This is a genomic window from Aeromonas sp. R5-1, assembly GCF_040908265.1.
GTDB lineage: Bacteria > Pseudomonadota > Gammaproteobacteria > Enterobacterales > Aeromonadaceae > Aeromonas > Aeromonas caviae.
Genome location: NZ_JBFODJ010000010.1, coordinates 115,506 through 127,786, shown reverse-complemented (window position 1 = coordinate 127,786; position 12,281 = coordinate 115,506). Strand labels below are relative to the sequence as shown.

The 12,281-nt window shown below is 58.1% G+C and carries 13 protein-coding genes; 1 reads left to right on the top strand and 12 read right to left on the bottom strand.

The window, feature by feature from the left end; genetic code table 11:
- Window positions 1-180: 180 nt before the first annotated feature.
- Complete coding sequence (gene rsmF, locus AB5Y64_RS01575; RefSeq protein ID WP_041205785.1) at window positions 181-1,611, top strand: 16S rRNA (cytosine(1407)-C(5))-methyltransferase RsmF; 1,431 nt, start codon at window positions 181-183, stop codon at window positions 1,609-1,611.
- A gap of 234 nt (window positions 1,612-1,845) precedes the next feature.
- On the opposite strand, the gene AB5Y64_RS01570 is transcribed toward rsmF, so the two are convergent.
- The 12 genes from AB5Y64_RS01570 to AB5Y64_RS01515 all read right to left on the bottom strand — a co-directional run bounded on the left by AB5Y64_RS01570 (window position 1,846) and on the right by AB5Y64_RS01515 (window position 12,280).
- On the bottom strand, window positions 1,846-2,130 hold the full coding sequence (locus AB5Y64_RS01570) for a RepB family protein (RefSeq protein ID WP_041201618.1): 285 nt from the start codon (window positions 2,128-2,130) through the stop codon (window positions 1,846-1,848).
- Window positions 2,131-2,293: 163 nt separating this feature from the next.
- Complete coding sequence (locus tag AB5Y64_RS01565) at window positions 2,294-3,322, bottom strand: tyrosine-type recombinase/integrase (RefSeq protein ID WP_143237541.1); 1,029 nt, start codon at window positions 3,320-3,322, stop codon at window positions 2,294-2,296.
- A 302-nt stretch (window positions 3,323-3,624) separates the two neighbouring features.
- Window positions 3,625-4,404, bottom strand: coding sequence for a TatD family hydrolase (locus tag AB5Y64_RS01560; RefSeq protein WP_029314537.1), 780 nt, complete (start codon window positions 4,402-4,404; stop codon window positions 3,625-3,627).
- 12 nt (window positions 4,405-4,416) lie between these two features.
- Window positions 4,417-5,364 (bottom strand): DNA polymerase III subunit delta', encoded by a 948-nt coding sequence (gene holB, locus AB5Y64_RS01555; protein ID WP_337983913.1) that lies wholly within the window; start codon window positions 5,362-5,364, stop codon window positions 4,417-4,419.
- Window positions 5,349-5,990, bottom strand: coding sequence for a dTMP kinase (tmk, locus tag AB5Y64_RS01550; protein ID WP_010674746.1), 642 nt, complete (start codon window positions 5,988-5,990; stop codon window positions 5,349-5,351). Before tmk ends, holB begins: the two co-directional genes overlap by 16 nt.
- A complete protein-coding gene (mltG, locus tag AB5Y64_RS01545) occupies window positions 5,990-6,991 on the bottom strand; it encodes an endolytic transglycosylase MltG (protein ID WP_029314535.1) in 1,002 nt (333 codons plus the stop codon). Before mltG ends, tmk begins: the two co-directional genes overlap by 1 nt.
- Window positions 6,981-7,787: an aminodeoxychorismate lyase gene (gene pabC / locus AB5Y64_RS01540; protein WP_368203116.1), complete on the bottom strand. Its 807-nt coding sequence runs from the start codon at window positions 7,785-7,787 to the stop codon at window positions 6,981-6,983. Before pabC ends, mltG begins: the two co-directional genes overlap by 11 nt.
- Before the next feature lie 66 nt (window positions 7,788-7,853).
- Entirely contained in the window at window positions 7,854-9,095 is a 1,242-nt protein-coding gene (fabF, locus tag AB5Y64_RS01535; RefSeq protein WP_368203114.1) for a beta-ketoacyl-ACP synthase II, read from the bottom strand.
- Between the two features lie 81 nt (window positions 9,096-9,176).
- A complete protein-coding gene (acpP, locus tag AB5Y64_RS01530) occupies window positions 9,177-9,413 on the bottom strand; it encodes an acyl carrier protein (RefSeq protein ID WP_005300909.1) in 237 nt (78 codons plus the stop codon).
- Between the two features lie 157 nt (window positions 9,414-9,570).
- Complete coding sequence (gene fabG / locus AB5Y64_RS01525) at window positions 9,571-10,305, bottom strand: 3-oxoacyl-ACP reductase FabG (protein ID WP_010674742.1); 735 nt, start codon at window positions 10,303-10,305, stop codon at window positions 9,571-9,573.
- A gap of 13 nt (window positions 10,306-10,318) precedes the next feature.
- Window positions 10,319-11,254: an ACP S-malonyltransferase gene (fabD, locus tag AB5Y64_RS01520; protein WP_042017641.1), complete on the bottom strand. Its 936-nt coding sequence runs from the start codon at window positions 11,252-11,254 to the stop codon at window positions 10,319-10,321.
- 66 nt (window positions 11,255-11,320) lie between these two features.
- Window positions 11,321-12,280: a beta-ketoacyl-ACP synthase III gene (locus AB5Y64_RS01515; protein WP_010674740.1), complete on the bottom strand. Its 960-nt coding sequence runs from the start codon at window positions 12,278-12,280 to the stop codon at window positions 11,321-11,323.
- Window position 12,281: the final 1 nt, after the last annotated feature.

The following is a 12,281-nucleotide window of genomic DNA, read 5'->3' as shown; positions in this document are numbered from 1 at the left end:
AGGGTGATGGTGGTGGTGTGTTTGGAGACAGCCAGTTTACCAGCACCCTGTCTGTCAACTTCCACTTCCCCAAGATCCCGCGAAGAACCTTTTTTTATGGCCTCATGGACTCCCCCATCAAGAAGGGCCGCGCACTGTGGTAAGATGTCGCCCCTTATTTTGGGTCAGCGAGATTGCGCCGTGCACGACAACACCTACCTCCCCGATCACTTCCTGCGTCACATTGCGGAGTTCATGCCATCCCATCTCTCCATGGAGGCATTCGTGGCGAGTTGCCGGCAGCCGCTGCGGCGCAGCATCAGGGTCAACACCCTCAAGATCACGGTATCCGAGTTTGTCGCCCGTATGGCGCCGCTTGGTTGGCAGCTGGATCCCGTGCCCTGGTGTGCAGCCGGCTTCTGGCTCACCCGCAGCGATGAGAGCGTTCCCCTTGGCAACACGGCCGAGCATTTGTGCGGCCTCTTCTATATCCAGGAAGCGAGCTCCATGTTGCCGGTGATGGCGCTCTTTGCCAGTGAGCAAACCCGAGGGGATGGCATGTTGCTGGACGCGGCCGCCGCCCCTGGCTCCAAGACTACCCAGATCGCGGCGCTGATGGAAAACCGCGGCATGCTGATCGCCAACGAGTTTTCCAGCAGCAGGTTGAAAGTGCTGAGCGCCAATATCCAGCGCTGCGGTGTGACCAACGTCGGCATGACCCATTTCGATGCCAAGGTCTTTGGCCAATGGCTGCCTGAAACCTTCGACGCCATCCTGCTCGACGCCCCCTGCTCCGGCGAGGGGACGGTGCGAAAAGATGAAGACGCGCTGCGCAACTGGAGTCTCGAGAGCATCGACGAGATTGCCGCGGTGCAGCGTGGCCTGCTGGAGAGCGCTTTTCACGCCCTCAAACCCGGCGGCGTACTGGTCTACTCCACCTGCACCCTGAGCCTGCAAGAGAATCAGGCCGTCTGTCAGTCGTTGCAGGAGAAGTTCGGTGATGCCTTCAGCTTTGACTCGTTGGCCGATCTCTTTCCGGGAGCGGAGAAAGCCTGTACACCGGAGGGATACTTGCACGTTTGGCCCCAGATCTTCGACAGTGAAGGATTTTTCGTCGCCCGGTTGCGCAAGCATCACTCCGTGCCCAACACCATGTTCAAACCGGGCAAGCTCGGCAAGTTCCCCTTCTCGCCGCTGCCAGAGAAAGAGGCTGGCCCCATGCTGCGGGAGATTGAAGGGAATTTTGGCATCGTGCCCCATGGCCAACTGTTTGGCCGCAATGACGAGATCTGGCTCTTCCCTCACGCCTTCGAGCAGGTACAGGGGAAGCTGCGCTTCGATCGCATCGGCATCAAGCTGGCTGAGACCTTCAAGAAGGGATATCGATTGACCCATGAATGGGCTCTGGCTTACGGCCATGAGGCGAGTAAGGGATGCGTCGAGCTGGATGCCTCCAATGCCCGTGAATTCATGATGGGACGAGATGTCTGGCCAGAGCAGGATGCCGGGACTGGGGAAGTGATCGTTCGTTACCAGGGGCACCCGCTCGGCATGGGGAAATGGGTGGGGAGTCGCATTAAGAATGCCCTGCCCCGGGAGCTGGTACGGGATAACAACCTGTTCAATGCGTGAGAGTGGGGTCGCTCGAGCAAAAATAGCGCCTGTTCGAGTCTGAAAAACCCCCACTCTGGTTGAACTTTTACCCGGTTCTTGAAATGCCTAGAGCCTTGTCTAAGCTTAAGGCTATCTGCATACCAGTTAGCGCACGGCTCTGCAAGGAGCCAATTCCCCTATGCCAGGTACAAGGAATTCGTACCTGGCTTTTTTTGTCTTCCTTTTTCAATCACGCCGGTTCGATACCATCGTCTATTCGAGTATGTCTGCCGACTCGGGGATATCGCTCTGCTGCGCGTTGGTCGTTTGTTGCAGTTCGTGCTGATAGAGCAGATCGATTGCCTGCTCGATGATGGAGGCCTGACTGTCTTCCAGTTGTTGCCCCAGCATGGCCAACCTCTCTGCATGACGATTGCTTATCCAGCATTGCAACCGGCTGTGGGTTTCCTGCTTGCGCTTCACGTGCTGGCGCTGCCGTTCGGCATTCTCTTGCGCAGCGCTTTTCTTCAATTCCTGGCTATCGTGACCTTCCGACATGTCTACATCGTGAATGTTATCTCTCATTTTTCATTGGCATCTTCTACGAAAGTAAATCGGATTACGACTCTCCCACCGTTATGATGTCTGTGGAGGACGACATGAATATATCACCAGATCAACAGGATATCATTTAACATAAAAAATGGAGAGGCGCGGTTCTCTATAACAACCCATCCAGGGCGTGATCGGAGAACTTGTGGGCATCGTCGAAATATTCCTGCAAGGTGCGCATGTCCTTGTGTCGGGTCACCTCGATGATCTTGTTCATCGGCTTGCCCGCCGTCACCGCCGAGGTGATGAACCCCCGCCGCAAACTGTGGCCACTGACGTGGAGATCGTCGATGGCCTGGCCGGTTCGCCGCTTGATCATCAAGTTGATACCTTGCGGCCCCAGGGGATCTGTCATCAGCTGTCCCCAGCGATTCATTCGACGAAACAGGGGGCCCTCAGCAATCCGGCTTTTTTTCAGCCATTGTTGCAGTGCAGAGACCGGGCAATACCGGGTTCCTGGAATGAGTGCTATCTCCGATTCATGGAGCTGATGTTTGCTTGGTTTGAGACAAAGGCGTATCCCCTGCCCCACAAACTGCACGTCATTCACCTCGATCCTGGCCGCTTCCGATCGACGCAAGGCGCCACTGAACATCAGGAGCAACAGGGTGTAATCTCGAAGCCCAGCCAGGTTGCTGGTGTCTATCTCGTCCAATACGCAGGCCAATGGTTTCAGGGTCAGCGCCCCCGTTTTGCGTTTGCGGTTATCACCGAGCCGTACTATGCCCCGCATCATCTCCTTTATCTCCGCATGCTCTGTCGGCATGGGGTGGATCCCCTTCTGCTTGAAGGCATAACGAATGCCGGCAAGCCGTCTTACCAGGGTGGCCGGTTTGCGAGGTTCCCCGTTGCGAAGTTCCCCCTTTCCTTCTTCCTTGTCCAGCCAGACCCAGTTGGCCAAGATGCCGTCGGCCTGATCCGCCAGAAAATTCATGATGTCGTGATGTGTTGTCTGCAAGGGATCCAGCCCATGGAGTTGGCACCAGGAGACAAAGATACGGGTATCTGCCTGATAGGCATTGAGGGTGGAGTCGGCTTTAGCGCTGCGCAGGAAGCGTCTTGCCCGGCTGTTCAGCTGAGGATCGAAGACGCTTTGCAAGGATTGCTGAACTGGGTTTTGAAGGCTTGGGTAGTTCACTTAACTCTATGATTTAAAGCGGAGTTTCGGTGGATCTTACAGGATCATTCAGATCTATCAAGTATCGATAATGAATATTATCGATACTTATGAAGAGTGCTTTAACCCATTTCAGCTCCCTCATTTATTTCTCAAGTACCCTGTCATCTCTACTCCGTTTTATCAGGATTGTGGATTTAATCTCATCAGTATCCACCGCAAAAAAAAAGTGAGAGATAACAACTTGGCGTGATTGTTTTTGGATGGGTAATGATAATGCTGATTGTCATAGTAAAACGCCCCGCTATGCGGGGCGTTGTCTGTTATCGCTTTGCCAACTTGAACAATTCGAAGAAATTGTGGCTGGTGGCCTCCGCCAATTCAGCGAGCGATATCTGGCGAAGATCCGCGATAAATTGGGCGACGTCGCGAACAAAGGCCGGCTCATTCTCCCTCCCCCGGTGCGGAACCGGTGCCAGATAGGGAGAGTCGGTTTCAACCAGCAGTCGCTCCAGGGGCAACGCCTTGACCACGGCCTGCAGGGCTGAGGCGTTCTTGAAAGTGGCTATTCCCGAGATGGAAATATAGAACCCCATTGCCATCGCGGCCTCGGCCATTTCGAGGGACTCGGTGAAGCAGTGCAGCACTCCGCCCACCTGTTCGGCCCCCTCCTCTCGCATGATCCGCAGCGTGTCTTCCTGGGCATCCCGGGTGTGGATGATGAGCGGTTTGTTCAGTGCCCGGGCTACCCGGATATGTTCGCGGAAAGAGGCTTGCTGTACATCCTTGTTTTCCGGTGAATAGAAGTAGTCGAGCCCGGTTTCGCCGATGGCCACCACTCTCTCATCGGCCGCCTGAGTCAGCAGCAAGGCAGCATCCACCCCGGGATCCTGATTGAGCGGGTGAACACCGCAGGAGGCAAACACCTGGGGATAGGGAGCGATGGCCTCCATCATGGTCGGGAACTGGGCCTGGGTCACACTCACACAGAGAAAATATCCCACGCTCTGCTGCGCCGCCTTGGCCAGTACATCGGCCATGTCGGTCTGCTTGGAGCCATAACTCAAGCGATCGAGATGGCAATGGGAATCAACGAGTAACATAGACAACCTTGTTTATAACCAGCGATTGAGCCAGTTCATCAAATGGATGGTGGGATTGGAAAGCTGCCCTGGCTGACAAGCCTCTTTCAGCACAACCAGCTGCTGTTCAGCTTCCAGGAGCCGTTCGCTGGAGTGTCTCTCAGCCAGTTGCTGGCTGAGTGATGCAAGATCCGGCATCGCCAGTTGATGATGGCCGCAGCCAGCCTGAAGCTTGAGGGCATCGCACAAGAAGAGCTGCAACCAGTGCTGCCGGACCTGAGTATCCTCGGCCAACTGGGCGCAGACATTCGCCGCACGGGTGGGTGCCGATGCCAGCGAGACAAATCCGTCGAGCAATGCCCGTCTGGCATCATCTTGCTGTGCTTCGATATAGCTCAGCACCCGCAGCGGCGCACCCTGGCAGATCCGCACCTGGGCCTGGGTGGCCTGATGGCCCTGCTCGGCGAGCCAGGCAAGGGTCTCCCCCTCAGAGGGGAGCTGGCAGACATGCTTGTGACAACGGCTCAAGATGGTGGGGAGCAGGCGAGATACCCGGGATGCGATGAGCAGCAACAGACTGTCGCCAGCCGGCTCTTCCAGCGTCTTCAGCAAAGCATTGGCGGCAGACTCCGTCATGCGCTCCGCCTCCTGAATGATCACCACCTTGCCGCGACCGAGCTGGGATGTGCTCTGGAGGCGGCTGCAAATCTCCCGGATGGCTTCGACACCTATGGTCTTGCCCTCGGGCCCCAGGGTGCCAAGATCCGGGTGATGCCCCTTCTCAAACAGTTGGCAGGAGTGGCACTGACCGCAAGGCTCACCTCGTTGTGGATGCTGACACAGGTGCAGTCGCGCCAGTCGCTCTGCAAGCTGCTCCTTGCCAAGACCAGGATCTCCTAGCAGCAACCAGGCGTGCCCGAGCCGTCCGGCCCGGGCCGTCTCGCTCAGGGCATGCCAATCCGGGATCAGCCAGGGATACATAGCCCCTCGCTTGCCAGATAATGCTCAAGGGCAGCCTCGATGGCGGCTTTGACTTGCGCCGGGGGCAACCCGGCATCGATGATCTGGATGGAATCATCGGCGGCCGCCAACTCGAGGTAACGCTGGCGGGTACGTTCAAAGAAGCCGATCTGCTCCAGCTCAATCCTGTCCAGCTCGCCGCGATGGCGGGCCCGCTGCAGGCCGATGGCAGGATCGATGTCCAGATAGAGCGTCAGATCCGGCTTGAAATCCCCGAGGACCGCCCGTTTGATGGCGCCGATGAGGTTCGCATCGATGCCGCGGCCCCCCCCCTGATAGGCCTGGGAGGAGAGATCGTGGCGATCGCCCACTACCCAGATGCCGTCTGCCAAGGCAGGCTTGATCCGGGTCTCCACCAGTTGTACCCGGGAGGCGTACATCAACAGCAGCTCGGCCTCGACTGTCAGGCGCTCGTCATGCACTTCCTTGACGATGGCCCGCATGCGTTCCGCCAGCGGCGTGCCGCCCGGCTCCCGGGTGCACTCGATCCGCGCCACTCCGTGGGCTTGCAGATAGTCGGTCACATAGCGCACCGCAGAGCTCTTCCCTGCCCCTTCCAATCCTTCAATCACGATAAATTTAGACATTAGGGTTTCTTCAATATGTATTCACGCACCGCCCGATTGTGTTCATCGAGGGTCTTGGAGAAGTAGTGGGCACCGCCCCCCTTGGCAACGAAGTAGAGATAGTCGGTCGATTTGGGGTTGAGCGCCGCCTCGATGGAGGCCTTGCCCGGCATGGCGATGGGCGTCGGAGGCAGACCGTCGATCACATAGGTGTTGTAGGGGTTCACGTCGGTCAAATCGCTGCGGCGAATGTTGCCATCGTACCTCTCCTTCACCCCGTAGATGACGGTAGGGTCGGTCTGCAACTTCATGCCAAGGCGTAGACGGTTGACGAACACAGAGGCAATCTGGGCTCGTTCATCCGGTTGGCCCGTCTCTTTTTCGATGATGGAGGCCATGATGAGCGCCTCATAGGGTGTCTTGTAGGGCAGATTGGCCTGACGCTTCTCCCAGGAAGCCTCCAGGAACGTTTTCATGTCCTGATAGGCGCGGCGCAGGATGGAAAGATCGCTGGCATGAGTGGTATAGGCGTAGGTTTCCGGCAGGAACCACCCCTCCAGCTTGCCATTTTCGATGCCGAGTTCCTGAGCCAGCTCGGTTTCGCTCTGCTCCAGAGTCAGGCGCTCCAGATAGGGGGCGCTGGAAAGTTGCTTCAGCCAATCCTCAAAACGGGACCCTTCGACAAAGGTCAGGCTGAAGTGAAACTCCTTGCCGGAAGCAAAGAGAGAGAGAGTCTCCTTGAGCGGCGCCCCTTCCTTGATTTCATAGGTGCCGGACTTGATGGCCACCAGTTCGGGATGACCGCGCAACCAGAGGCGCACCGCCCAGGGGCTGGTTTCCCCCTCTCCCAGTTCGGCAATCAGGCGCGCCGCATGGGCGCCTTTTTCGACGGTAAAGAGGCGGGTTGGCCCCTTGTTGGTGAGCGTCTCCACCTGTTGCCACTTGTGATACACGTACCCTCCGGCAACGGCGACAGAGAGTGCCGCCCCCGCGAGCAGGGTGTAAAGCCGATTAAACTTCAATGACCAAGCGCTCCTGTAAACGGCGGATCAATACCGGACTGGGATAGTGCATATCCCCGATGCTGGTGACCGGGACAATCCCCATCAGGGTATTGGTCAGCCAGACCTCTTCCGCCTGCCAGAGTGACTCCAATGGAGCCTCTACGACACGCAGTTCAATACCCATCTGTTTAAGCATCGTCATCACGCGCTTGCGCATGATGCCATCGATCCCGGCGCGGGTGAGATCCGGTGTGAACACCGTCCTGCCACGACGCCAAAACAGATTCGCGCTGACCCCTTCTACCAGAAATCCCCGGCTGTTCAAGACTATACCTTCGACCCCGCCACGCGCAGCAAGTTCGCGCTTCAGCATCACTTGTTCGAGGCGCCCCAGCGTCTTGAGACCGGCTAGCATGGGACTGTCCCCAAGCTGCTGCTGGCATACCAGGGCATTGATGCCGGTTTGCTGCCAATCATGATAATGCTCAGGAAAAGGTGCCAAAGAGACGATGCGAGTGGGCGTGTCACAGCCTGCGCCGTCATATCCCCGCCCACCGGCGCCCCGGGTCAGCATTATCTTGACGACAGCCTGTGTCTGCCCAGAAGCCAGCTGCGCCGCCTCGTCGGCAAGCAGGTCCCAGGAGTGCTCGCCAAAGCCAAGCCGGGCGTTGGCATGTTGCAGCCGGGCCAGATGGTCCTGCCACCAGAGTACCTTCCCTTCCCTCACCAGCATGGTGGTGAAATGACCATCACCGTATGCCAGTCCACGATCCCTGGCTGACAGTGTTTCTGTGGGTATTCCATTAATCAGCAAGGGGATCCCTCCGATAAAAAAGGCCCGATACTGCCGTATCGGGCCTTATCATTCGCCCAGAGCGAATTATACGCGTTTGAAGATCAGGGAGCCATTGGTGCCGCCAAAACCGAAGGAATTGGAGAGGGCATATTCGAAGCTGCCGGCCTTGGCAACATGCGGCACCAGATCCAGGTCGCACTCATCATCCGGATTGTCCAGGTTGATGGTGGGAGGCACCATCTGGTCACGCAGAGAGAGCACGGTGATGATCGCCTCGATGGCGCCAGCCGCACCCAACAGGTGGCCTGTCATGGACTTGGTGGAGCTGACCATCAGGGCGCTGGCATGGTCACCAAACACCTTCTTCATGCCGCGCAGCTCTGCCACATCCCCAAGGGGGGTGGAGGTACCGTGGGCATTGATGTAACCGATCTGCTCGGATGCGATGCCAGCATCCTTGATGGCGTTCTTCATGGCGCGTGCGCCACCATCGCCGTCCGAGGGAGGGGCCGTCATGTGATAGGCATCCCCACTCATGCCAAAGCCGACCAGCTCGGCATAGATCTTGGCGCCGCGCGCCTTGGCATGTTCGTACTCTTCCAGCACCAGTACGCCGGCACCATCGCCCAGTACGAAACCGTCGCGATCCTTGTCCCAGGGGCGGCTCGCCTTCTGCGGTTCGTCATTGCGGGTGGAGAGCGCCTTGGCAGCGGCAAAGCCGCCCATGCCCATGGGGGTGGAGGCTTTCTCGGCACCACCGGCAACCATCACGTCCGCATCGCCATAGGCGATCATCCGGCCAGCCATGCCGATGGCATGGGTACCCGTGGTACAGGCGGTAGTCACGGCGATGTTCGGGCCCTGCATGCCTTTCATGATGGAAAGATGACCGGACACCATATTGATGATGGTGGACGGAACGAAGAAAGGGCTCAGCTTGCGAGGGCCGCCATTGATGAGGCTGCTGTGGTTCTGCTCAATCAGACCCAGACCGCCGATACCGGAGCCGATGGCAACGCCTACCCGCTCCGCGTTCTCTTCGTTGATGATCAGGCCGGAATCTTCCAGGGCCTGAACACCCGCCGCCACGCCATACTGGATGAAGAGATCCATCTTGCGGGCTTCTTTGCGGTTGATGCCGAACTCTTCGGGGTCGAAATCCTTGACCAGGCCTGCGAAACGGGTTGCGAACTCGCTTGCATCAAAGTGGTCGATGAGGGAAATGCCGCTCTGCCCGTTGAGCAGGGCTTGCCAGCTGGATTCGGCAGTGTTGCCTACCGGGGAAAGCATCCCCAAGCCGGTCACCACGACTCTGCGTTTTGACACTGAGGTAGTCTCCGAGAGGTGTTTTGAAAGGGGTAAACATAAAAGAAGCGGCCCTTGGGCCGCTTCTTTCAGAACAGGAACTTATTCCTGATTAGCGGTGATGTAGTCGATAGCCGCTTGAACAGTGGTGATCTTCTCGGCTTCTTCATCAGGAATTTCGGTATCGAATTCTTCTTCCAGCGCCATTACCAGTTCAACGGTATCCAAAGAGTCAGCGCCCAGGTCGTCGACGAAGGAGGCAGCGTTCTTCACGTCTTCTTCTTTAACACCCAGTTGTTCGATGATGATTTTCTTTACGCGTTCTTCGATGTTGCTCATGACCTGAATTTTCCTTTAAAAATACGCTATTGCGTCTGGTTGGGGTAGTGTATTCAATTGACGTGAGTTTGCAAGTGACTTGCCGCTGGTCAAACCACGAAATTCGCCAAACTTCGGCGTATTATCGCAAATTTGAACAGAACTCACGACAAATTGATTACACCATGTACATCCCGCCATTAACATGCAGGGTTTCGCCGGTAATATAGGCGGCATCATCCGATGCCAAGAATACCACAGCGGCAGCAATTTCTTTCGGATCGCCCAAACGGGCAGCAGGCACCTGATTCATGATGCCGGCGCGCTGCTCTTCATTGAGCGCCTTGGTCATGTCGGTCTCGATGAAACCGGGAGCAACCGCATTCACCGTGATGCCACGAGATGCCACTTCACGGGCCAGCGACTTGGTAAAGCCAACCAGACCAGCCTTGGCAGCAGCATAGTTGACCTGACCGGCGTTGCCCATGGTGCCGACCACGGAACCGATGCTGATGATGCGACCGTTACGCTTCTTCATCATGGCACGCAATACCGGCTTGCTCAGACGGTACAGGGAGGTGAGATTGGTGTCGATGATCTCGTTCCACTCGTCATCCTTCATCCGCATCAGCAGGTTGTCGCGGGTAATGCCGGCGTTGTTGATCAGGATGTCGATGTCGCCAAAACGCGCCTTGATGGCGGCGAAGACGGTTTCGATAGATTCCTGACTGGTCACGTTCAGTGCCATGCCGCAGCCTTGTTCACCCAGGTAAGCACTGATCGCCTCGGCACCGCTCTCGCTGGTCGCGGTCCCCACGACTTTGGCGCCACGAGCAGCAAACATCTCCGCAATCGCACGACCAATGCCACGGCTGGCGCCAGTGACCAACACAACCTTATCGGTAAAACTCATGACTTGCTCCTGTTTACTTGATCTGGGCCAGCGCCTGCTCGAACGAGGCGGCGTCGTTGGCGTGAATACCTTCCACTCGCGCATCGATACGCTTGGCCAGGCCGGTCAATACCTTGCCCGGGCCCATCTCGATCTCGAGGGTAACACCGTCGTTTGCCATGCGCTCTACAGTTTCAGTCCAGCGAACCGGGCTGAACAGCTGACGCACCAAGGCTTGCTTGATGGCGGCAGGATCCTGCTCACAAGAGACGTCGACATTATTGATGACGGCGATGGCAGGAACCTTGATCTCGATCCCATCCAGGGCGGCGGCCAGCTTTTCTGCGGCCGGTTTCATCAGGGCGCAGTGGGAGGGCACGGAGACCGGCAGCGGCAGGGCACGCTTGGCACCTGACTCTTTCATCAGCACGTTGGCACGCTCGACCGCCTCTTTGTGGCCGGCGATGACCACCTGGCCCGGAGAGTTGAAGTTGACCGGAGAGACCACCTGCCCCTGGGCCGCTTTCTCACAGTTGGCAGCGATGCTCTCGTTGTCCAGACCGATGATGGCAGCCATGGCGCCAGTGCCTTCCGGTACGGCTTCCTGCATGGCCAGACCACGCAGCTCGACCAGTTTGACGGCATCGGCAAACGCCAGCGCGCCGCTGCACACCAGAGCGGAGTATTCCCCCAGGCTGTGGCCGGCCATCACGGCAGGGGTTGCCCCGCCTTGTTGTTGCCACAGGCGCCACAGCGCGACGGAGGCGGTCAACAGCGCTGGCTGGGTACGCCAGGTCTTGTTGAGATCCTCGGCCGGGCCTGCCATCACCAGGGCAAACAGGTCATAGCCCAGCACCTGGCTCGCCTCGGCGAAGGTCTCTTTAATCACTGCGTGTTGCTCGGCCAGCTCGGCCAGCATGCCGACGCTCTGGGAGCCTTGTCCCGGGAAGGCAATGGCAAATCGGGTCATCATTGATTCCTTTAAGGTAAGACGAATTCGGTAAGCGGGCGCCCGAGGACCGGGCTCCGCTCGGTATCAGAGGCGAACCAGCGCAGAGCCCCAGGCAAAACCGCCGCCGAAGGCTTCCAGCAGGACCAGCTGGCCGGGTTTGATGCGACCATCGCGCACCCCTTCATCGAAGGCGATGGGCACGGAGGCCGCGGAGGTATTGCCATGACGATCCAGGGTCAGGATCACCTTGTCGAGCCCCATGCCGAGTTTCTTGGCGGTGGCATTGATGATGCGGAAGTTGGCTTGATGGGGCACCAGCCAGTCCAGCTCGCTCGGCTCGACGTTGGCCGCAGCCAGGGTTTCGGTCACGATCTCGCTAAGGCGTGTCACCGCCACCTTGAAGACATCGTTGCCCTTCATGTACATGTAGGCTTCGAGCTCAGCACCCGGCATGCCGCGACGGGGCTGCGGCAGTTTGAGCAGCTCGCCATAACGGCCATCGGCATGCAGGTGGGTGGAGAGGATCCCAGGAGTGTCGCTGGCACCGATGACCACGGCCCCTGCCCCATCCCCGAACAGGATGATGGTGCCGCGATCCTCGGGATCGCACATACGTGACAGCACGTCCGCACCGACAACCAGCACGTGGCGAGCAGCGCCGGATTTGACGAACTGATCGGCGATGGCGAGAGCATATGTAAAGCCGGCACAGGCGGCGGCTACGTCAAACGCCGGGATCCCCGGTACGTCAAGCAGCCCCTGCAGTTCACAGGCAGCAGCTGGGAAGGCATTCTCTGCGCTGGTGGTGGCCAGCACTATCATGTCCAGATCGGCGGCAGTCAGACCTGCCGCATCAAGCGCACGCAAGGCCGCCTGATGAGAAAGGGTCGCGACGGTTTCGTCGGCTCCGGCGATACGGCGTTCACGGATCCCGGTGCGTTCCACGATCCATTCGTCACTGGTTTCAACCATCTGTTCAAGATCGGCGTTGGTACGAACCGAACTCGGCAGATAACTGCCAGTACCCAGAATTTTGCTATGCATA